Origin of the sequence: Azospirillum canadense (genome assembly GCF_025961225.1) — a bacterium.
Taxonomy (GTDB): Bacteria; Pseudomonadota; Alphaproteobacteria; order Azospirillales; family Azospirillaceae; genus Azospirillum; species Azospirillum canadense.
Map to the genome: position 1 here is coordinate 145141 of NZ_JAOQNG010000010.1, position 22178 is coordinate 167318.

General features: G+C 67.4%; 19 protein-coding genes. 5 read left to right on the forward strand and 14 right to left on the reverse strand.

Going from position 1 to position 22178, the window contains the following annotated elements; translation table 11 throughout:
• Positions 1-3 precede the first annotated feature (3 nt).
• The 3 genes from M2351_RS36365 to M2351_RS36375 form a co-directional block, all read right to left on the reverse strand.
• A complete protein-coding gene (locus M2351_RS36365; protein WP_264660856.1) occupies positions 4-456 on the reverse strand; it encodes a hypothetical protein in 453 nt (150 codons plus the stop codon).
• 79 nt (positions 457-535) lie between these two features.
• The gene (locus M2351_RS36370; protein ID WP_264660857.1) at positions 536-988 is read right to left on the reverse strand and encodes a DMT family transporter; all 453 of its coding nucleotides are present in this window, start codon (positions 986-988) and stop codon (positions 536-538) included.
• A gap of 103 nt (positions 989-1091) precedes the next feature.
• Positions 1092-1826, reverse strand: coding sequence for a helix-turn-helix domain-containing protein (locus M2351_RS36375; RefSeq protein WP_264660858.1), 735 nt, complete (start codon positions 1824-1826; stop codon positions 1092-1094).
• A gap of 252 nt (positions 1827-2078) precedes the next feature.
• Here M2351_RS36375 and M2351_RS36380 point away from each other — a divergent pair, with 252 nt between their 5' ends.
• The 4 genes from M2351_RS36380 to M2351_RS36395 all read left to right on the forward strand — a co-directional run bounded on the left by M2351_RS36380 (position 2079) and on the right by M2351_RS36395 (position 5167).
• Entirely contained in the window at positions 2079-2966 is an 888-nt protein-coding gene (locus M2351_RS36380; protein WP_264660859.1) for a hypothetical protein, read from the forward strand.
• Between the two features lie 138 nt (positions 2967-3104).
• Positions 3105-3365, forward strand: coding sequence for a carbohydrate kinase family protein (locus M2351_RS36385; protein WP_264660860.1), 261 nt, complete (start codon positions 3105-3107; stop codon positions 3363-3365).
• A gap of 231 nt (positions 3366-3596) precedes the next feature.
• Positions 3597-4679 carry a DUF262 domain-containing protein gene (locus M2351_RS36390; RefSeq protein WP_264660861.1) on the forward strand — a complete coding sequence of 361 codons (1083 nt, stop codon included), beginning with the start codon at positions 3597-3599 and terminating at the stop codon, positions 4677-4679.
• Positions 4676-5167 carry a HEPN domain-containing protein gene (locus tag M2351_RS36395; RefSeq protein ID WP_264660862.1) on the forward strand — a complete coding sequence of 164 codons (492 nt, stop codon included), beginning with the start codon at positions 4676-4678 and terminating at the stop codon, positions 5165-5167. Before M2351_RS36390 ends, M2351_RS36395 begins: the two co-directional genes overlap by 4 nt.
• A gap of 79 nt (positions 5168-5246) precedes the next feature.
• Here the strand turns inward: M2351_RS36395 and M2351_RS36400 are convergent, their stop codons facing one another.
• The 11 genes from M2351_RS36400 to ftsE form a co-directional block, all read right to left on the reverse strand.
• Complete coding sequence (locus M2351_RS36400; RefSeq protein WP_264660863.1) at positions 5247-5825, reverse strand: hypothetical protein; 579 nt, start codon at positions 5823-5825, stop codon at positions 5247-5249.
• Positions 5826-5856: 31 nt separating this feature from the next.
• Complete coding sequence (locus tag M2351_RS36405; RefSeq protein ID WP_264660864.1) at positions 5857-8940, reverse strand: efflux RND transporter permease subunit; 3084 nt, start codon at positions 8938-8940, stop codon at positions 5857-5859.
• Positions 8937-10019 carry an efflux RND transporter periplasmic adaptor subunit gene (locus M2351_RS36410; RefSeq protein WP_264660865.1) on the reverse strand — a complete coding sequence of 361 codons (1083 nt, stop codon included), beginning with the start codon at positions 10017-10019 and terminating at the stop codon, positions 8937-8939. Before M2351_RS36410 ends, M2351_RS36405 begins: the two co-directional genes overlap by 4 nt.
• 27 nt (positions 10020-10046) lie before the next feature.
• Positions 10047-11507, reverse strand: a complete 1461-nt coding sequence (locus M2351_RS36415; RefSeq protein ID WP_264660866.1) for a GntP family permease — start codon at positions 11505-11507, stop codon at positions 10047-10049.
• 27 nt (positions 11508-11534) lie between these two features.
• Positions 11535-12794 carry a patatin-like phospholipase family protein gene (locus M2351_RS36420; protein ID WP_264660867.1) on the reverse strand — a complete coding sequence of 420 codons (1260 nt, stop codon included), beginning with the start codon at positions 12792-12794 and terminating at the stop codon, positions 11535-11537.
• A gap of 4 nt (positions 12795-12798) precedes the next feature.
• Positions 12799-14316, reverse strand: coding sequence for an alpha/beta hydrolase (locus M2351_RS36425; RefSeq protein WP_264660868.1), 1518 nt, complete (start codon positions 14314-14316; stop codon positions 12799-12801).
• 251 nt (positions 14317-14567) lie between these two features.
• Positions 14568-18068: an LAGLIDADG family homing endonuclease gene (locus M2351_RS36430; protein ID WP_264660869.1), complete on the reverse strand. Its 3501-nt coding sequence runs from the start codon at positions 18066-18068 to the stop codon at positions 14568-14570.
• A gap of 120 nt (positions 18069-18188) precedes the next feature.
• A complete protein-coding gene (locus tag M2351_RS36435) occupies positions 18189-18980 on the reverse strand; it encodes a lysophospholipid acyltransferase family protein (protein ID WP_264660870.1) in 792 nt (263 codons plus the stop codon).
• Between the two features lie 12 nt (positions 18981-18992).
• Positions 18993-19631 carry a YdcF family protein gene (locus tag M2351_RS36440; RefSeq protein WP_264660871.1) on the reverse strand — a complete coding sequence of 213 codons (639 nt, stop codon included), beginning with the start codon at positions 19629-19631 and terminating at the stop codon, positions 18993-18995.
• 52 nt (positions 19632-19683) lie between these two features.
• Complete coding sequence (locus M2351_RS36445) at positions 19684-20577, reverse strand: cell division protein FtsX (protein WP_264660872.1); 894 nt, start codon at positions 20575-20577, stop codon at positions 19684-19686.
• A 19-nt stretch (positions 20578-20596) separates the two neighbouring features.
• A complete protein-coding gene (ftsE, locus tag M2351_RS36450; protein WP_264660873.1) occupies positions 20597-21277 on the reverse strand; it encodes a cell division ATP-binding protein FtsE in 681 nt (226 codons plus the stop codon).
• Positions 21278-21496: 219 nt separating this feature from the next.
• On the opposite strand from ftsE, the gene M2351_RS36455 reads away from it, so the two are divergent.
• Positions 21497-22141, forward strand: a complete 645-nt coding sequence (locus M2351_RS36455; protein ID WP_264660874.1) for a zinc-ribbon domain-containing protein — start codon at positions 21497-21499, stop codon at positions 22139-22141.
• The last annotated feature ends 37 nt before the right edge of the window (positions 22142-22178 follow it).

The window sequence follows — 22178 nt, forward strand, 5'->3', positions numbered from 1 at the left end:
GGATCAGTTGTTCTTGCGGAACATCTCGACCAGCTTCGCCAGCACGCCCGGGTCGTCGTAACGACCGAGGAACAGGTCGCCGATGGCCCGGCGCAGCAGGATGCTGATGCGCGCCCGCGCCCGGCCATGCACGGCGCCCTCCAGCCGGCGGCAGCGGTTGCACAGCAGCCGCACGCGCTCCACGGGGGCGTTGGTGATGCGCAACGCATCCACGCTGACCAGGGTGTCGGTGGTGGCGCCGTATTCGACCGGCTCCGGCCAATCCACGCGCCGGCCCCGCGCGTCGCGCCAAGTCTCGTCCGCGCCGTCGTACCAGCGGCCGTCCGGCAAGCCGCGCACCACGACGCCGTCCGGCCGCCCGCAGCAGCGGCAGCGCAGGTTCCCCGACGACTCCCCCACGCGCACGGGGTCGAGATAGGGCGCCCGAATCTGCGCCCGCGTCTGCCGTCCCCGCATTCCCCACTCCACCGCCTGCCCAATCGAAGGGGCGGGACAGTGTCACAGATCGGCCGCCAGGGCACGTGACCTTTGCCCGCTACCAGCGGATCAGAACGACCCCCAGGATCAGGGAGGCCGCGCCGGCCAGCCGGGTGACGCTCACCGGCTGCTGGGAAAGCCCGAACAGGCCGAAGTGGTCGAAGGCGAGCGAGCCGGTCATCTGGCCGACGACGATCAGGGCGAGAACCGTTGCGGCGCCAAGGCGAGGGACCATCAGGATGGCGGTCCCGATGAACAGCGCGCCGAAAAGCCCCCCGGTCCAGGACAGCCACGACGTCACCCCTGCGAAGGAGTCTGGCAACCGCGGGCCGGAGGAGGTCAGCGCAACGGCCAGCATGGCCAGCATGCCGACGAAATAGCTCACGAAGCCGGCCCACCAGGGCGACCCGATTTCGGTCCGCAGGTTTGCGTTCAAGACCTGTTGCAGGGCGACGCTTACCCCGGCGCCGACTACCAGGAGGTATGAGAATGCGGTCAAAGCGGCTGTCATTCCGTGCTCCCCAATCAAGCGCTCGCAGCGGACCGGTTCCGTGCGGCGCGTCCGGGCGGATGGATAGCAGGGGTGGGCAACGGCGGTCTGGAACGGATGTGACCTATCCCGCGCGATATCGGCCCGGCGTCACGCCGAACGCGCGCCGGAAGCAGCGGCCCAGGTGGCTTTGGTCGGCGAAGCCGGTGTCCGCGGCGACGGCCGCGATCGCCTCCCCGGCGCGGAGCAGGCGCCGCGCGTCGTTCAGCTTTTCCAGCAGCCAGAAGGCGTGCGGCGACATGCCGTGCTGCCGCCTGAACCGGCGGGAAAATCCCTCACGGCTCATGCCGGCCTGTTGCGCCGCTTGGCTCACCGTTTCCCACGGCATGCCGCCCATCGGGGTGGCGGCCGGGTTGCCGCCCGTCGGGTTGCCGGTCCGGCGCGCGATGGTTCCCGCGCGTTGCCTGTGGTCCTCGGCGATGAGCGTGAGGTCGGGCCACCCAAGATGCCCCGTTCTCCGCCAGTGCCGAGCCAGACCGGAGATCAGGTCGCCCGCCGCGTAGACCCCCGACGGCGTGTACATGTTGATGCACACGACCTCCGACGGCTCGGACAGCGAGCGATGGGGCGTTCCCGCCGGGATGTGCATGCCGTGGCCGGGGCCGATGTCGAACACCTCGTTGCCGATGACGAACCGGCGCCGTCCCGACAGCACGAACGTCATCTGGTCTTCGTCATGGAAATGAGTCGGCAACGCCACGTCAAACCCGCGCACCGTTCCCAGCTCGACGATGCGGCTGCCGGTTGGGCGCCAGTAGTCCCAGGTTCCAGGCAAGAGCGGGGTGAAATCCGGCGCCATCGGGTGTGGAGACCAGCGATCGGGGTGGACACAGGTTGTCCACTGTGGACCAGCGCTCCGGAAAACGCCATCGCGAGGTTGATCGTCGGCCCATTTTTTGGTTGCGATTATCGTTATTCAACGCCACCAAACCGAGATAAGTGTGCGATATTGACAATAAATGTCATATAAATCTGGAAAAAAATGCAATCCACTCGGGTATCGTTGCTGCGCAGCCTTACCGCTGCATGCCGGAACTGGGGGAAAGACGTCATGAAATTCACCGATCAGCTCAATCTCAGCGACTACGTAAAGGGCATCGGCATCAACGGCAGCCCATCCGCGGCGGTGTACCAGGGAAGTTTGTACGTCATCTACAACGGCTCTGGCGGCGACGGCTTGTTCTTCGTCACCTATGACGGAAAGGATTGGACCGGGCCGACCCGCCTGGGCGGCGTGGTCACCGGGGTCGGCGTCGCCGACAACAGCAGCCCGTCCGCCGTGGTGGTGCGTGATCTGCTGTATGTCTTCTACAATGGCGCCGGCAACGACGGCACCTATTACATCACCTTCGACGGCACCGATGTCAAAGGCCCGGTGGCAATGAAGGGGCTTATCGGCGGCATGGGCTTCAAGGAGAAGACGAGCCCGACGGCGACGGTGTATGGCAACCCGTATGTGTTCTGGATCGGCTCCGGCGACGACGGAATCTATTATAGCATCCTCGACCACAACACGTGGACGGGCCAGACCAACATCAAGAACTATGTGCCCGAAATCGGCGTCGCCGGCGGAACCAGCGCTTGCGCCGTCGAATACATGACCGACTTCTACCTGTTCTACAATGGCTCCGGCAACGACGGCACCTACTATACCGTTCTGACCAACCAGGGCTGGCAGAAGCCGTTCGGAATCAAGGGGCAGATCACGGACATGGGGTTCCTGGAGAACACCAGCCCATCGGTCTGCCTCAGCGGCAGCACCTACAAGCTGCTGGTGTTTTTTGCCGGGTCCGGCCGGGATGGCATCTTCGTCACCTCCTATGACGGCACCGGCGACAAAACCTGGACGTCACAGGTGCGCGTCACCTGCCCGAACGGCGACCCCGGCATCCTCGGCGGCACGAGCCCCTGCGCCATCCTGTACAACCAGACGCCGTAACTGTTCTGGACCGGCTCGGGCAAGGACGGCATCTTCATGACGACCGTCGACGCGTAAGGCCCGCCAACCTTGTGCCGATCTGCCGAAGGGTCATGCCTTCGGCAGATCGGTCCTCGATTCGGTGTCGGGCGCATCCTCGTGAACATGCACCTCCGCCGACGCAAGGCGGAGCAGGCCGACTTCCTGCGCCGCATGCAGCGGCTCGACGGGCTCGTTGATCCTGTGCCGCGCAAGCTCCTGTCCAACCACGACGCGGTGGCGGAGGAATGGTTCTGCGATGCCTTCGCCCATTGGGCGGCGGGCACCTTGCCGGAGCCGCACGTCGCGTTCTTCGACAGAATGCTGGCGGGGGTGTTCCCTTCGCCTGATACGACCAACCCGCTGCCCCTTTCGCTATAGTCGATCGGACCATTGCCTTGCTGCGGTAGGTGTTTGGCAACCATCTATACCTTTTCCTACGGAAAATGTATCTTCCCACGTTCCGTACGGGAAATTTGTGAGGCGAAACTACATCCAGGTTGAACAGCGCTCCCGTTTCTGGTCTAGATAACAAGCTGTTCCAGCCATGTTGAGTCTTTTGCCGACAGCGTATAATGCAAGCACTTCACGCACATCAAGACTGAGGGAATCGTGGGCGACATCAAGCAGCTTCAAGAAGATCTGGATGATCTCGCTAATGTAGAGGATGCAGAAGAAGACGTATCCACCACCGGAGAGTTATTTTCGATCTCGTCTTTTGGTGTGGATTATCCTGTCGAGACACTTGTTTCTCGGATGGATAAAAAGTTATTTTATATACCGCCCTTCCAGCGCGCTTTCGTCTGGTCCCAAAATCAGTGCTCCCGCTTCATTGAATCCCTTCTTCTTGGACTTCCCGTTCCCGGCATCTTCCTGTTTAAGGAAGCCGATTCCGGCAAGCATCTAGTCATTGATGGTCAGCAGCGTCTCAAGTCGCTTCTCTATTTTGCTAAAGGCCTTATTAACGGAAAGGAGTTCGCCTTGAGCGGGCTCGAAACCAAATTTAACGGCCGAACTTACACGACGCTGGACGAGGCCGACCGGGCTCGTCTTGATGATGCAGTAATCCACGCCACGGTGTTCAAGCAGGACTTACCCGAAGGCGAAATTAACAGCGTCTATGAGGTCTTTGAACGTATCAACACGGGTGGCATTAAGCTCTCACCGCAGGAAATCCGGTCATGTATTTGTCATGGAGGATTCAACGATTACCTGCACAAACTCAACGATAATGCAGAGTGGAGGGCGGTGTACGGGCCGAAAAGCAAGCGTCTCAAAGATGTAGAACTCATCCTGCGCTTCATGGCCTTCTACGAAAAAGGCGCCGAATATAAGAGCCCAATGAAGCATTTCCTGAATGATTACATGAAGGAAAAGCGAAACCTTTCGGATGCGCAGCTGCAAGAATTGGGGAACATTTTTTCGAAGATGGTGGGTTTTGTAAAAGAAGCGTTGGGTACCCGTACCTTCCGTCCTGATCGCTCCCTCAACACCGCCGTTTTTGATTCCGTCGCTAGCGCGCTTGCCCGCCGTCTCGCAGTGAAGGCGGCACCTCCAAGTGAGGTGGCCTTGTCAGCGTACAACGCCCTACTTCAGAATGAACGCTTTATCGAAGGCTATATCCGCTCCACAGCTGATGAGGAGAACGTCAGGAAGCGCATGGAGGAGGCTGAGAAGGCCTTTGCCAATATATGAAGCGACAGGAACTTCAAGCCGAATTTGACCGCCTCAGCTACCAGATATCCTTTATCAAGAAGGGGTCTGGAAAAGATCGGGACGAGTTGATATCCCTGTCTAGCCAACAAATCTGTGTCTCGATATGCGGAAGCCTAGAGCAAATGCTTAAGCGAATTTTTATCGAGTACGCGAAGCAGCGCTCAAACAGCCGCATTTACCGGCCCATTGAGAAAATTTGCGAAAGCTACCAGAATCCAAAAACCACCAAAATTCTGGAACTGGTTGGCTTGTTCGATGCAGCTTTCGAAGCTGAGCTGAAACGCCAATGGGATGATGAGCACGATGTCGAGAAGCAGCATATCGACAATATGGTGGACGACCGCATTACGATTGCGCATCGTAAGAAGGTTCACGTAGACGTATCATCAACCAAGCTGCAGAACTATTTCGACGCCTACAGTGGCTTGCTGGACAGAATTTATACCAATTTTCTGGGAGTTGCGTGACTTAACGAAGTAAATAGCACCGGATTTTGCCAGAATTAGGCCTTCTGACGGCCACCAATCCTCGCCAAAACAACAACTCCTACCCGTCCTCGCGCACAACCACCTCCGCCGCCGCAAGGCGGAGCAGCGCGTTCCGGCGCCGGTGCTGGCGGGATGGCAGCAGCTCGTACAGGAACGTCTCGATGGGCTTCCAGACGGAGACCCAGCCCAGGATCACGAAGCTTTCCTGCAGGATCCGGGTCATTGGGCGGGCGGTGAGGTTGTGGGAGATCTGCCAAGCGAGGAAGAGGCAGACGGACAGCGTCGCGAAGCCGATCAGGGCCGCTTGGCGCCAGGTCTGAACGGACTCGCGGAGGCGCTTTTTCTCAGCGGCGGCGCAGGCGGAGAAATGGCCGGTCAGGGCTGACGCGATGTCGAAGGACGGGTGGCGCGCCAGGGTTCCGGCCGGCAGGCGAAGGATGATGCGCACCGGTTGGCCGTCCGGCTGCTCCTTCACCCGGTTCAGGAAATAGGCATCCGCGTCGGCCGTCAGGGTGCCCGCGCGGAAGGGCGACGGGTCGAGGCTGCGGAACAGCTGCGACAGGTCGCACAGCCGGACGTCGATGCCGCCGCCATCGCTGCCGCTGCCGTCCGCCCGGATCGTCGCTCGTGTGTCCATGGCCGTGGGCTCCGGGCCGGTCATGCGGTCGTCATGCGGTCGATGGGGGGAAGGGCGGGGGAACCGGCGCGCGTTCGCGCACCATTTCCCGGCCGCCGAACCACGCCACGTAGAGCGTTGGCAGGAAGATCAGCGTCAGCAGCGACGCGACGAGAAGGCCGCCCATGATCGCGAAGGCCATCGCCCCCCAGAACACCGTGAAGGCGATGGGGATCAGGCCGAGCACGGTGGAGGCGGCGGTCAGCATGATCGGGCGGAAGCGGGACGCGCTCGCCGCGATCACCGCGTCGGCGATGCCGCGCCCGGCGCTGCGCTCCGCCTCGATCTGCTCGATCAGGATGACCGCGTTCTTCGCGATCATGCCGACCAGCGCCAGCACGCCGAGGATGGCGACGAATCCCAGCGGCTGGCCGGAGGCGAGCAGCGCCATCACCACGCCGATCAGGCCCAGCGGCACCACGCTCAGCACCAGGAACAGGCGCTGGAAGCTGCGGAGCTGGACCATCAGCACGGTCAGGACGAGCAGAAGCATCACCGGCACGACGGCGAAGACCGACGCGCGGCTCTTGGCGCTCTCCTCGGCGATGCCGCCGACCTCGATGCGGTAGCCGCGCGGCAGGGCGGCGGAGAGGTCCGCGATCTGCGGCGCCAGGGCGTCGATGGCGGTTTCCGGCAGGACGCCGGGCGCCACGTCCGCTTGCAGCGTCAGGGCCGGCACCCGGCCGCGCCGCCACACCAGCGGCAGGTCCTGGCCGTAGCCGAAGGAGGCCAGCTGGCTCAGCGGCACGCTCCGCCCGTTCGGCAGTGGCACCGGCAGGCTGCGCAGCGTATCGATGGACAGGGTCTGGCCGCGGGCGTCGCGGGCCAGGACGTCGATCAGGTAGATGCCGTCGCGGACGGGGGTCACCGCGGTGCCGGAGACGGTGGCGTCCAGCATCGCGGCGACGGCGGCCGAACTCAGGCCCAGGCGCCGCGCCTCGTCCTGGTCGATGCGCACCCGCAGCGTGCGCGCGGTCTCCATCCAATCGAAGTTGATCCGCCGCACCTCGGGCGAAGTGCCGACGACCTGCGCGAGCTTCAGCGCGATCTCCCGCACTTGGCCGGGGTCCGGACCCAGGACGCGGTACTGGAGCGGCCACCCCACCGGCGGGCCGAGTTCCAGCGGGTAGACGCGGGCGACGGCGTTCGGGAACTCCTCCGCCAGCAGGGCTTCCAGGCGGGCTTGCAGCCGCTCCCGCGCCGCGACGTCGGTGGTCACGACCACCGACTGGCCCATGAAGGGGTTGGCGAGCTGCACGTTCAGCGGCAGGTAGAAGCGGATCGCGCCGCGCCCGACATAGCTGCTCCAGCGCTCCACGCCCGGTTCCTTGCTCAGCAGCGTGTCGAAGCGCTCGACCGCCTCGCGCGTGGCGTGGATCGATGCGTTCTGCGGCAGGCGCAGGTCGACCAGCAGCTCGACCCGGTCCGACGGCGGAAAGAACTGCCGCGGGACGAGGCCCAGCGCCATGATCGCCAGGACGAACAGGCCGAGCGTCGTCGCGATGGTCAGCCAGCGCGCCCGGATTGCCGCCTCCAGCGCGCGGCGGTAGAGGCGCATCACCGCACCGGGCTGCTCCCCCCGGCCGGGCTTGGGCGGCTTCAGCAGCATGGTGCCCAGCACCGGCGCGAAGACGGTCGCGACCAGCCAGGACGCGATCAGCGCGATGCCCACCACCGCGAAGATGGAGAAGGTGTACTCCCCGGCCGAGCTTTGCGCGAAGCCGATGGGCACGAAGCCGGCGATGGTCACCAGCGTGCCGGACAGCATGGCGAAGGCCAGGGTCCTGAAGGCGTAGACGGCCGCGACCTCCATCCGATCGCCGGCGGCGAGCCGCCGCGTCATGGCGTCCACGGTGGTCAGGGCGTCGTCCACCAGCAGGGCCAGCGCGATGATCAGGGCGCCCAGCGACACGCGCTGGAGATCGATGCCGGCGAGATCCATCACGGAGAAGACCATCGCCAGCGTCAGCGGAATCGTGATCGCCACCACCGTGCCGGCGCGCAGGCCGAGCGCGATGAAGCTGACCACCAGCACGATGACGACGGCCTGCCACAGCGAGGTGATGAAGTCGGAAATCGCCTCGTCCACCGTGCGCGCCTGGTCGGCCACGGGGTGCGCCTCGATCCCCACCGGCAGGTCGGCGGTGACCCGCGCCATCTCCGCCGCGATGTTGCGCCCCAGCGCCAGGATGTCGCCGCCCGGACGCATGGCGATGGCGAGCCCGATCGCCGGCTTGCCGTCCACCCGGAACAGTGGCTGCGGCGGGTCGGCGAAGTCGCGGTGCACCTCCGCCACGTCGCGCAGGCGCAGCATGCGTCCGCCGGCCACGAAATTGACGTCGAGGATGTCCTGCTCCGACGCGAAGGCGCCGGACACCTGGAGGGACAGCGCCTCCTTCCCCGTGCGCAGCACGCCGGCCGGGCGCACGGCGTTCTGCGCCTGGAGCGCGGCGATCAGCGCGCCGGGCTCGACGCCCAGCCCCGCCAGAGTCTCTGCTGAGAAATCGACGTGGATGCGTTCGTCCTGCTCCCCCAGCAGTTCGATCTTCGCGACGTCGGGGACGAGCAGCAGGCGCGACCGCACGTCCTCCACCGCGTCGCGCAGCTCCCGGTGCGTGAAGCCGTCGGCGGTAAAGCCGTAGATGATGCCGAAGGTGTCGCCGAAGTCGTCGTTGAAGCCGGGGCCGAGCACCCCCTGCGGCAGGCTGTGGCGCATGTCGCCGACGCGCTTGCGCACCTCGTACCAGGTGTCGGACACCGTGCGCCCATGGGCGCTGCCGACCAGATCGACGAAGATCACGGTCGTGCCGGGAACGGTGTAGCTGCGCAACGTGTCGAGGTTCGGCACCTCCTGCAACGTCCGCTCGATCCGCTCCGTCACTTGCTGGAGCGTCTCGTCCAGCGTGGCCCCCGGCCAGTGTGCCTGCACCACCATGGTGCGGATGGTGAAGACCGGATCCTCCGCCCGGCCGAGCTTCAGGAACGCGACGGTGCCGGCCACCACCACCCCGATCATCAGGAACAGGACCAGGGAGCGGTTGCGGATCGCCCATGCGGAGAGATTGAAGCCGCTCATGAGCCCTCCCCCAGGATGCGGACCTTCTGACCGGGGCGGAGCGCCTGCACGCCGGCGGTCACCACGATCTCGTCGGCCTCCAGCCCGCGCGCCACCGTGACGCGGGCGAGGTCGTAGCGGTCGAGGTCGATGTTGCGCAGGGCGACGGTGTTCGTCGCCCGGTCGACGATCCAGACCGCCGGCTGCTGGTTCGCCTGGGTCAGGGCGGTGGCCGGGATCTCGATGCCGCCGACGCCGCCGACCTGGATCGAGCCGTTGACGGTGGAGCCGAGCCGCAGGGCGTCGGGCGGATCCTGAAGGCCGACGCGGACCTTGAAGGTGCGGGTGACCGGGTCGGCCTGGGGCGCCACCTCGCGCACACGGCCGGTGGCGCGCACCGCGGGGTCGGAGACCAGGGACACCGTGACCAACGGATTGCCGGGCGCGTCCCGGATCGCGGAGGCCGGCACGTCGAACACCGCGTCGCGCCCGCCCTGGCGGGCCAGATGCACGATCATGCGGCCGGCCGCCACAACCTCCCCGGGCTCGGCCCCGCGGGCGGTGACCGTGCCGGGGCCGTCGGCCACCAGCTCCGTGTAGCCCAGCCGGTCCTGCGCGGTGTCGAACTGCGCCTGCGCCGCATCGACCTGCGCCTCAGCGGCCTTCAACGCCTGCGCCGCGGCGTCGTAGCGCGCGCGGGTGGTCCAGCCCTGGCGCAGCAGGGTCTCCTGCCGCTCGTAGTCGTTGCGGGCCAGGGTCTGCTGCCCCATGGCCGCGGTCAGGTTCGCCCGCGCCGCGCGCAGGGCGTTGCGGGTCGGCTCCGGGTCCAGGCGGGCAACCACCTGACCCGCCTTGACCGTGTCGCCGACGTTCACCAGCCGCTCGACCATCCGGCCGTCGATGCGGAAGGAGAGGCTGACCTCGTCCTGCGCCTGGATCTGGCCGGGCAGCGTCAGCGTCTCCCCGGCCGCACGCCGCTCGACCGCCGCCACCCGCACGGGCCGGACCGGATCCGCGACGGGCGCTTCGCCGGAGCCGCAAGCCGCGAGCAGGAGCAGGAGGGCAAGCGACGCCCGACGACGATTCAGACTGTTCTTCATCGGAGCCTCCATTCTTGCGGTGCCGGGCTAGAACCCGAAGCTCCGGAGCAGGCCGGCCAGGACGATCAGGACGACCAGCGCGACCATCGGGATGGCCGCCGCGACGATGAAGACGTCGCCGTAGGCGTCCCGGTGGCTGAGCCGGCAGACGGTCAGCAGCGTGATGACGGCGCCGTTGTGCGGCAGCGCGTCGAGCGCACCTGACGCGACGGCCGTCACGCGATGCATCACGTCGAGCGAGACGCCGGTCGTGCGCGCCATGTCCACGAAGGTCGGGCCGAGCGCGTCCAGCGCGATGCTCATGCCGCCCGACGCCGATCCGGTCATCGCGGACAGCACCGACACCGACGCCGCGACCGACACCAGCGGATTTCCCCCGCCCAGCGTCAGGACGGCGTCGCTGATCGTGCCGAACACCGGAAGGGCGGCGATCACCGCGCCGAAGCCGACGAGGCTCGCGGTGTTGAAGATCGGCAGGACGGAGGCGTCGGCCCCCTGGTCCAGGCTCGTGCGCAGGTCATCCAAGCGGCGCCAGTTGCCGGCGATGAGCAAGAGGATGGCGACCGACAGCGAGACGATGACCGCCCACACGCCGCGCACGGTCTCGATGGTCGTCGCCCCGAACTTCGGTTCGGCGAGGAAGGCCGTGTCCATGCGCGGAACGACGAGCTGGATGAACAGGAAGTTGCTGACGATGACCACGGCGATCGGCAGCACCGCCAGCGTGGCCGGGGGCAGGCGGTCTTCCACGTTGGGCCCGGGCGAGAGTTCGACGATGTCGAAGCCCTCGCACTGCGCGCGCTCCCGCGTCGCACGGTCCAGCGTCGGCGCGCTGTCGACGTGGTGGCCGTAGCCTTCGCCGGCCGCCTGCGCGCGGGCGGCGCGGCCGTTCAGCCACAGCACGCCCAGCGCGAACATCACCAGCCCGGACACGATCCCCAGCGCCGGGGCCGCGAAGGCCGTGGTGCCGAGGAAGGGCATGGGGATCGCGTTCTGGATCGCCGGCGACCCAGGCAGGGCCGACATGGTGAAGGTGAAGGCGCCCAGCGCCAGCGCGCCGGGGATCAGCCGCTTCGGGATGCCGGCGTTGCGGAAAAGGGCGGCGGCGACCGGGTAGATCGCAAAGGCGACGACGAAGGCCGACACGCCGCCGTAGGTCAGCACGGCGCAACACAGCACCACCGCGACCACCGCGCGCTCCGGCCCCAGGCGGGCGCTGACCAGCCGGGCGAGCGACCGCGCCGACCCGCTGTCGTCCATCAGCTTCCCGAAAATCGCGCCGAGCATGAACAGCGGAAAAAAGGAGACGATGAAGGAGCCGGTGTTGCTCATGAAGATCTGGGTGTAGGCGCCGAGGATGGGCAGCCCGCCGGTTAGCAGGGCCGCGAGCAGCGCCGTGGCGGGGGCCGCGATCAGCAGGGTCACGCCACGGTAGGCCAGGCCCATGAGCAGCCCGAGCGCGACGAGGACGGCGGCAAGATCGGTCATGCTTTCGGCTCCGCTTCGCGCTTCATGTCAGGCCGGCTCCGGGTAGCGCGCGTCGTAGGGATAGCGGGGAAAGTCCGCGCCGAGCCGCCGCCAGTCCGCCAGCCATTGCTCCGTCACCATCCGCCCCTCCTCGCGCAGCGTCGCGAAATAGTCCGGGCTGCGGTTGAACTTGGACGTGTGCTTCAGGCCCCAGGCGGTGTCGCGGGTCATCTTGATGGTGCGGACCGCGACGATCTTGCGGCTGTCCAGCGGTGGGTGGCGGTCGCCGTAGCGCTCGATCCAGTGGTTGATCGTCATGATCCCGTCCAGCTCCTGGTTCAGCGACAGGTTGCCGGCCAGGTCGTTTTCCCGGTCGCGGATGTCCTCCAGCCCGATGTTGGGGGAGGCGGGCTGGAACTCCTGCGGGTTGATGCGGACGATCCAGATCTCGTCCGGCTTCTCGTCCTTCGTCTGCCCGTCCAGCAGGTCGCGCACCGGCGGGTTGCGCGAATAGAGCCCGTCCCAATAGAAGCCGTTGCGGGTGACGGTCCGGCCCGGCGTGCAGGTGGGGAAGACCATGTCGGGGATCATCTGGGCCGGCAGCACCTCCGGCAGGGTCCCCGACGCCGCTACGCCGTCCAGCGAGATCGCCCGGCGCATGCGCCAGCGGGTGATGTCATACTGGCTGATCGCTCGCCCATCGGGGCGCAGGCCCATCTGTTCCAGCGTCTTGTCGGAATCGAACACCTCGAAGTTGCCGCTGAGCACCTCGATGGCGCCAGCGAGAATCCGGATGTCGGCCTTGGCCAGCGCCGGCCAGTCGATGGCGTCGAAGTGCGGGCAGAGGTCCTTCAGCAGTTCCGCAAAGCCCAGATACTGCGGGCGGGCGCCCATCATGGCGAGACTGGTCAGGCCGAGCTTGCCGCAGGCCGCGTAGGGGTTGGGTTCCGGCAGCGGCAGCCCTTGCGACTTCCAGCCCAGGAGGGCGCCGACCATCTGGTTGTGCGCGGCCTCCACCGGGTTGGCGGCGGCGAAGGTCGTCCACAGGAAGTCTAGCCGCTCGATGGCCTTGTCGACGGTGCCGCAGGTCCGGTCGGCGGTGTTCGGGACAAGGCCGTACCAGGTCGCGAGCGCGCAAAGCGCGCCGGCCGACGTGCCGCTGACTGCGACGATGTCGAAGCTGTCGCCGCCCTGCGGGTTCGCGTCCCACCGCTTCTTCGCCGCCAGGATGGTCCGCAGCACGCCCCAGCTGAACGCCGCGTGCGTTCCCCCGCCTTGGCAGGCGATCGCGACCTTTTTGGTGGCCATAGCTTCACCGCCTTCCTGGTTCGGCTGAATCGTGGCGCAACGCCTGCCGGGAGGACGCCTGGGTCAGCGGCTCCTCGATGCGGCGCAGCAGGTAGGGGAAGAAGGGGTTGGACGACATGCGCAGCAGACTGTCCATGCTGACGATCAGCGCCCCGCGCTCCCCACGGGCGGCCACGGCGCCCAGGTGGATGCCGAAGTCCTCCGCCGGATCGGGCTGCAGGCCGTAGAGGGAGTCGCTCGTCGGGAACGGCAGGGCGACGTGCGACAGGGAATAGACGTCGAAGGGATAGGCCAGACCCAGCGGGTTCACCTGCTCCGTGTCCGCGCCGGCCTCCGTGACGCGCTCGACCACGTCGGAGCGGTCGGCGTCCGCGTTGGTGATGACCGTGGTCCGGAAGCGCCGGGGCGGATCGGGCAGGACGCGCGCCAGCATGCTGTCCGACGCCGAACTGAGGAGCGGGCCGAACTTGGTGTTGCGGTTCACGTCGAACAGCACCAGCTCGCTTGCATTTTCGGGTGAATGGGCGGCGGGCAGGTGGGCGTACAGGCCGGACAGAATCGCGCGCGTGCTGACGGTGAAGTCCATCACCGACTGGAAGGTCAGGATCGGCGCCAAGTCAGCCAGCCGGCCATCGGCGGCGCGGCTGGCGATTCTGCCTTGCAGGGCGGTGGTCAAAAGGTAGGACTGCCGCGCGCCGTTGATTGGAAAGGAGTTGTACTTGAAAGGGTTGAACTCCGGCACGACGGCGAGCCACGCGGCCTTCGCGAAGGCGGGGAACAGCGCGGGCAAGCCGGCCAGGCCGGCGAAGCGCGCGAAGGCGGTGATGCCGATCATCGGCGAGATCAGCGTGATGCGGTCGGGGCGCCGCAATTCCGGATCATCAAGGGCGTCGAGCGCGTACATCATCGCCAGCGCGCCGCCGTTGGAAAAGCCGACGATGTGGAACGGCTGCGTCGGGCCGATGCGCCGCTGCGCTTCCCGCGCCGCCAGCCGGGTCGCCGCCAGCCAGTCCTCCCACGCGATGTCGGTCAGGCCCGCGGGAACCGTGCCGTGGCCGGGCAAGCGAATGGCGATCGCGACATAGCCATGCGCCCGGTAGAGGCGGGCAATGTGGCGGAGGCTGTAGGGGGAATCGGTCAGGCCGTGCAGGAAGACGACCGCTCCCTTGACGGGGCCTTCGGGTTCAAGCAGGTAGGACCGGTTCCAGTCCTGGGCGAAGCGGCCGGGGTAGATCGGGCTTCCATCGAAGTATCGGTTGACGGGAACGCGCTCCCCTGGCGACAGCTTCTGCGTCACCTCCGTACGCACGCTGTCGAATAGGGTGTCCTCGGCCGCCAAGTATTGGGACCAATCGCTGTGGTCCAGGTTCTTCTTGTGGAGTTCCTCGGGCACGAAAGTGTGCCAGACCTCAAGCGGCGGGCCGCGCTGTGAATCGTAAATGCGCACGACCAACAGAGCCAGGACACCCAGGGCGATCAGCGCCGCGATCTTCTTTGTCGACTTCCAGGCCCATCGCCGCATGACACCACGCTTCCTGCCTTTGAACAGCAGACCGGCGGCGCCCGGCGTTCGTCCATGACGCCGTGCGCGCAGCTCCGGTCAGGCGGTGCCATCGAGCATGGAAACCAGGAAGGACCAAAAGTAACAAGGACGCGCACTAGGCCGAGTTACGGTATCCCCGAACCAGCTCGTCCGGCGGTTCCGCGGCTTGGCCCGCCGGGCGCGTACGTCCGGGAACGCGGGGATCACCCCTCAGGCGGCGTGGGTCGGGGTCACCCGCTGCACTTCGAATAACCGCAATTCAGGCAAGTGTCGCAGCCTTCCTGCCGGATCAGCCCGGGTTGGCCGCATTTCGGGCATTGGCGGGTGGGAACCGGCCGCGGCTCGACGCTTTGCTCCACGGCGGACCGTTCCACGGCTGGCGGCTCGATGGTTGGGCGGGCGACCTCCGGGTCGCCCATGGCCTTGCGCGCCGCCTCGGCCAGCAGCGTGTCCGGTTCCGGCAGCATGCCGATGGCCTTCAGGTGGCGCTCGATCACGTCGCCGATGGCCGCCAGCAGCGACGGCACGTAGCGCCCCTGCATCCAGGCGCCGCCGCGCGGGTCGAAGACCGCTTTCAGCTCCTCCACCACGAAGCTGACGTCGCCGCCGCGCCGGAACACCGCGGAGATCATGCGCGTCAGCGCCACGGTCCAGGCGTAATGCTCCATGTTCTTGGAGTTGATGAACACCTCGAACGGGCGCCGCCGGCCGCCTTCGATGATGTCGTTGATGGTGATGTACATGGCGTGGTCGCTGTCCGGCCAGCGCACCTTGTAGGTTTCGCCCGGCAGTGCCTCCGGCCGGTCGAGCGGCTTGGTCATGTAGACGACCGAGCCGACCTCGCCCCGGTGGCCGCCGGTCTCCGCCGGTACCGGAGGGGCGGGCGGCGGCGTCTCGGCCTTCGGCTCCTCCTTCTTCACGGCGAGGACGGAGCCGGTGACGGCGTTCGGCCGGTAGGTCGTGCAGCCCTTGCAGCCCAGTTCGTAGGCTTGCCGGTAGACGTCCTTGAAGGCGTCGAAGGGCAGGTCCTCCGGGCAGTTGATGGTTTTGGAGATGGAGCTGTCGATGTGACGCTGCGCCGCCGCCTGCATGACCACATGCTCCGCCGGGGTCAGCACCTGGGCGTCGACGAAATAATCGGGCAGGGGGCGGTCCGGACCGAACGCCGCCCGGAACAGGCGGTAGGCGTGGTCGCTCACCTCCTCCGTCCGGCGGGCGCCGTCGGGCAGCAGCACCGTGCGCTCGTAGCTGTAGGAGAAGACCGGCTCGATGCCCGAGGACACGTTGTCGGCGAACAGCGAGATCGTCCCAGTCGGCGCGATCGAGGTCAGCAGCGCGTTGCGGACGCCGTGCCGCTCGATCAGCGCGCGCACGTCGGCGTCCAGCGACCGCACCATGGGTGCGGCGAGGTAGGCGTCGCGGTCGAAAAGCGGAAAGGCCCCCTTCTCCGCGGCCAGCCGCGCCGATGTCCGGTAGGCCTCGTTCTTGATGGTGCCGAGCCAACTGTCGGTGAGGGCTACCGCGCGTTCTGTCCCATAGCGGGTCCGGCAGAGGATCAGCGCGTCGGCCAGCCCGGTGACGCCCAGCCCGATGCGCCGCTTGGCCTGCGCCTCCCGCGCCTGCTCCGGCAGAGGAAAGCGGGAGGCGTCGACGACGTTGTCCATCATCCGCACGGCCAGCGCCGTCAGCTCCCGCAACCGGTCCATGTCGAGCCTTGCGGTGTCCTCGAACGGATCGCGCACCAGCCCCGCCAAGTTGATGGACCCCAGCAGGCAGGCCCCGTAGGGGGGAAGCGGTTGCTCTCCGCAGTTGTGCACCAGCACGCCGTTGGCGTCGAAGGCGTTGGCGCCGAGGATTTGGGCGTCGTAGACGTCCTCCACGCCGTCCTCTGTCACCGTTGCGACTTCAGCGACGAATCGCTCCCGGTTGGGCGTGCGGCGATAGCCGGCGATGGCGGCGCGCAGCCGTGCCTGCTTTTCGGTGTCGGCGAAGCCGATCCGTTCGGCGAAACGGCTGACATTGTCCTTCGCGATGATCAGTTCATGGTCGGCGGCGCACTGGTACTCCTTGCGGCCGCCTTTGCCGTCGGGGAGCAGGCGCATGCCGGCCGGCCGCCGCTCGGCGTAGAGGCGCCCGACGATGCCGAGGCGGAGCAGCATGCGCTGAACCGCCCGCAGGCGGTCCAGGTCGCTCTGCGCCAACCGGATGCTGATCCCCTTCTCGTGGTCGCCGAGCACGGCCCCGTCGGCGTCGAACAGACCGCGCAGGAAACCGCGGTGAAACGCGCTGGACGTCCGCTCCACGGCCGGCGTGATGGTCTTGCTTCCGGGCGCCATGCCCAGTTCCATGACGATGCGCTTGACCGACCCGAGCGCCAGACGCCGTTCCCCGCGGCCGGGCACCGTGACCCAGCCGTTGAAGTCGGACCGATGGGGCAGGCTGTGCGCGGCGGCCAGCGCGGCGTCCATGACCCCGGCGACGCCGGGGCGCTGGAGGCCGCCGTTCACGGTCGCCTCACCGGGCCAGACGGAGAGGACGGCCTTGTCCTCCTTCAGCGTGCCGTCGCCGACCAGCAGCCCGACCAGATAGCCTTCGGCCTCGCCGTAGGCGCCCTCCCAGTGCAGGTCCGTCCCGTGCTCGTTGAGCACGATCCGGTCGCCCGGCGCGATGGTCCCGGCCTTGGTCCACGCCGATTCGATTCCATAGCGCGTCATCGTGACGACGGAACGCACGGGGTGGTCCGCCGTGACGCGGAGCGCGAAGCCGTCCGTCGTCGTGATGCGCAGAAGGGGCTTGGTGCCGGTTTTGAAGAAGCCTTCTGGGGTCGACGGGAAGGACACCCCGTTTACCACCGCCATGAAGGGGCGCCCGACCAGATCGCCGACGCGGCGCGGCCCTTCGGCGGTCTGCACCCAGGTGTCGGCCGAAACGCACGGATTGGTCGCGGAAATCCGCTCCGCATACCGCAGGTTGTTCGACTCGTTGATGCGGTCGATGAAGATGACGCCGGGTTCCGCGTAGGCGTAGGTTGCCTGCATGATGCGGTCCCACAGGGCGCGGGCCTGCACCACGCGGTAGACGCGGTCGCCGAAGACGAGCGGCCAGGGCTTGTCGGCCTTTACCGCGTCCATGAAGGCGTCGGTGACCAGCACCGACAGGTTGAACATGCGCAGGCGACCGGGCTCGCGCTTGGCGTCGATAAAGGCCTCGATGTCCGGGTGGTCGCAACGCAGCGTCGCCATCATGGCGCCGCGCCGGGCGCCGGCGGACATGATGGTGCGGCACATGCTGTCCCACACGTCCATGAAGGACAGCGGACCGGACGCATCGGCGCCGACTCCGTGCACCGGCGCGCCTTTGGGGCGCAGGGTGGAGAAGTCGTAGCCGATGCCGCCGCCCTGCTGCATGGTCAGCGCAGCTTCGCGCAGATGGGCGAAGATGGAGCCGAGGTCGTCCTCGATCGTCCCCATGACGAAGCAGTTGAACAGTGTCACCGACCGGCCAGTGCCGGCCCCGGCCAGGATGCGCCCGGCCGGCAGGAACTCGAATCGGGACAGCGCCTCCTCGAAGTGGGGCGCCCAGGCCTGCGGGTCGGATTCGGGTGCCGCCAGCGCGGTGGCGACGCGACGCCAGGTGTCCGCGATCTCCCGGTCGACGGGCTCGCCCTCGGCCGTTTTGAAGCGGTACTTCATGTCCCAGATCCGCTGGGAAATGGCGGCGATGCCCGGCATGCGTCCTCCCTCGCGCGGCCGGCCGAGGAAAGGCCGGCCCGCTTACAACACCCGCGAAAGAGTACGTGTCACCCCCTCAACGGTCAATGCGGACGTTCTTCTTGCGTTCTGGGAGAGACGTCAAGACGCCGCGCTGGCGGCCTTTTCCGAGACTCCGGCCGACTCGTCCGCCGGCTTCGGCCGCACGGTCGCCGGGCCGCCGGCCGCGACGACGATGCGGTCGGTGGCGGCCTCCAGCTGCTCTTCCAGCAACTGCATGGCCTTGGCGCGGCCGAGGCCGGGTTGGATCGGGGGCAGGAATTCGACGACGATCGTGCCCGGCCGCTTGATGAAGCTGTGGCGCGCCCAGTAGAGGCCGGCGTTCAGCGCCATCGGCACGATGGGGATGTCCAGGCTCTCGTACAGCACGCCCACGCCGATCCGGTAGGGGCGGTGAGCTCCGGCGGCCACCCGCGTGCCCTGCGGGAAGATGACGATGGGCCGTCCTTCGTCGCGCACCGGCTTGGAGTTCCGGATCAGCGACGCGATGGCCCGGCCGCGGGCGCCGCGGTCCACCGGGATCATGCGCGCCTTCGCCGCGTACCAGCCCCAGATCGGGATCCACAGCAGCTCCCGCTTCAGGATGATCGCCGGGTCGTCGACCAGGAAATGGAGCTTCAATGTCTCCCACGCCGACTGGTGCTTGGCGGCCAGCAGGAAGGAGCCGGAGGCCGGCAGATGCTCCCTCCCGCGCACCTCGTACCGGATGCCGACGAGCGTGCGTTCCAGCCAGCTGACGGTGCCCAGGTACCATTTGACCACACGGATCATCGTCGGCCGGGGCAGCAGCAGCATCCACAGCAGGCCGAAGCAGCAGATCGCGGTCCACACGTGGAACGCGACATTGAAGGCGAGGGAGCGGAGGTAGATCATCGGCGGAACTTGTCAGGATTCGAGGAGCATCTCAAGCTCGTAGCGCAGCAGCGTCAAAAGGTACTTGTTGTACTCCGTGACCAGCAGGCTGGCGGTGCCGGGCCACTTCCACCAGTCGTCCAGATGGACGTTGGGAGAGGCGACGGGGTGCGGCACCACCTCCACGTCCGGGATGACCATCCGGAACTCCAGCAGGCTGCGCTTCATGTGGTAGTTGGCGGTGACCAGCCGCATCGACCGGAAGCCCTGCTCGCGCAGCCAGTCCGCCGTCTCGTAGGCGTTGCCGATGGTGCTGTCGGCGGAATAGCCGAGCGTGATGCAGCATTCGACGTCGCTCGGCGACTGGCGCGACTTGCGCAGCAACTCCTGGACGTCCAGCCCTTCGTAGACCCCGGACACGAACAGCTTGCGGGCCCGACCGGCGGTGAGCAGATCCAGCCCCATACCGAGCCGCCCGCTGCCACCGGTCAGCACGACGATGGCGTCGGTGGGGCGCGTCGCGTCCGCGCTTTCACCCGCCGGGGGGCGCGGAATCGAATTGGCGAACCAGACCAGCCCGCCGGCCCAGGCGAGTCCCGCCACCAGCCCCGCCGCCAGCAGGCGGCCCAGCGACCGGGCGAACCAGACGCTCCGGGAGCCGACCCGCGCCATCACGCGCTCCATGGGCAGGCGGGCCGTGGCGAAGGCGGCGGGGGCGGCGCCGTCACGGCAACGACTCCAGCGTGCGCAGCACCGTCCAGCGCGCTGTGACCATGGCCAGCAGGCAGGCCACGACCGGCACGACCACCAGGATGGCCAGATGCCAGACGTCGATGGTGACGGTCGGCAGAAGGCTGGCCTTCAGCCCGGCGGCCGCGTGGCCGATGCCGGCCAGCGTCGCCACCGCCAGCACGAGACCGCCAAGGCCGCCGCGCAGAGTCAGGGACAGGACGTGCGATTCGAACTGGCGGGCGACGTAGCGGTCGGTGGCGCCCATCAGGTGCAGCAGTTCCACAACATGTTTATGGATCGCCAGGCCGGCGCGCACGGCGAAGACCACCGCCATCACGCCGGCCCCGCCGATCAGCGCGACGACGGCCAGCGCCGCCAGGTGCAGTGCCCCGGCGAAGCGCCGCAGGTCGGCCAGCCAGACCGCGTGGTCGTCCATGGTGGCGCCGGGGGCTGCGGACTTCAGCCGCGCCGTCAGGGCCGTGGTGTCCACCGGCCCGTCGGTGACCACGTCGATCAGCCGCGGCATGGGCAGCAGCGGGTCGGCGGCCTCCTTGCCCAGCCAGGGTTCCAGCAAGCGGCCGATGTCGTCGGTGGTCAGCGCCGTGGCCGACCTGATGCCGGGGGTGGAGCGCAGCACGGTCAGCGCCGCCTCCGTCCGTTCGTTCAGCGTGGCGGAGCCGGCCGGCAGGGGAACGATCTGCACCGTCAGGCCGCCTGCCAAGCCGGTGTCCCAGCGCCGGGCCATGTCGGACACGAACAGCGCGCCAGCCAGCGACAGCGCCGCCAGATAGACCATCAGCGCGGTCAGCCAGGTCAGGAAGCGTGACGTCGGGTCCTTCGCCAACGGCAGGTCGAAGCGTTTGCGGCGTAGGGGGGGCAGGGCCATGGTGATCCGTTCCCTCCCCTCAGGCCCAGTGCGCCGACTGGGCGGGCATGACGTGCAGGCGCCCGTTCTCCAGATGGATGCGCGGGTGGTTGAAACGGCGGATCAGCGCCTCGTTGTGGGTGGCGATCACCACGGTCGCGCCCAGCTTGTGCATCTCCTCGAACAGGAACAGCAGGCGCATGCCGATGCCGTCGTCCACGTTGCCGGTGGGTTCGTCGGCCAGCAGCAGGCGCGGGCGGTTGATCACGGACCGGGCAATGGCGACGCGCTGCTGCTGGCCGCCCGACAGGGTGGAGGGCAGGGCGTGCAGGTGGTTGCCGAGCCCGACCCAGCGCAGGATTTCCGTGCAGTGCTCCACCACCTCAGCCTCGCCGGCGCCGCCCATGCGCAGCGGCAGCGCCACGTTGTCGAGCGCCGACAGATGGTCGAGCAGCGAGAAGTCCTGGAACACCACCCCGATCTGGCGGCGCAGTTCCGGCAGGTCGGCCCGCGTCAGCCGTGCCATGTCGCGCCCGAACAGCGTGATCAGCCCGCGCGAGGGGCGGAGCGCCAGGTACATCAGCTTCAGAAGCGACGACTTGCCCGCCCCGCTCGCCCCCGTCATGAAATGGAAGGAGCCGGGGGGCAGGGTGAAGCTGACGTCGCGCAGCACCTCGGGGCCGGTGCCATAGCGCAAACCCACGTTCTCGAAACGAATCACAATCTCACCAAGGCCGCGACGACGCCCCCGGGCGGTACCCCGCCTGGGGTGCGACAAGACAATGCACCGGTGCCGCCGGTACGTCCACCGCCGTGGGACCAGCCGGACGAAAGGCCGCTCCCGCCGCTCCGGATGGTGGCCGCTTGGGCGTTCCTTGCTTCATACCTCATGACTACCTATAACGACATTCTGCAATTTCGGTGACCTCGATCGGCCTCCATGATCATCGCCTGTCCGACCTGCGCCACGCGCTACACACTGGCCGATTCGGCGGTCGGACCGCAGGGACGGAAAGTCCGCTGCGCCAAGTGCGGCCACACCTGGTGGCAGTCGCCGGACGAGGACGATCTGGATTTCTCGCTGAACGATGTGACCGAAATCCGGCAGACCTCGGCCCCCACCGTGGAACGGCCGCCGCGCGACCGGGCGGCGATGCGCCGGGCGCTGATCGGCTGGGGCCTGTTCGTGGCGGTGGTGCTGGCGCTCGCCGGGGGCGCGGTCGCGGCGCGCGGCCAGATCGTGCGGCTTTGGCCGCCGGCCGCCCTTCTGTACGAGACCGTAGGCCTACGCGTGGAGCCGCCGGGAACCGGCCTTCAACTGCAGAACCTGCGGTCGGAGCAGAAGGTGGAGGGCGGGGCCCCGGTGCTGGTCGTCGACGGGCAGATCGTCAACGTGTCCGACACCGTCCGTCCGGTTCCGGTGGTGCGCGTCACCTCGCTCGGCGAAGACCGCAAACCGATCCGGAGCTGGACGGTCGAGGCGTCGCCGGCGCAACTCCTCCCCGGCGAGATCGCCGTCTTCCGTGACGCGCAGCGCGATCCGGGGGCGGTGCTGGAGGTGATGGTCACGTTTGACGGGGGGTGAGGCCCGGGCGGCACAACCGGTTGCCGGAGAGGACATT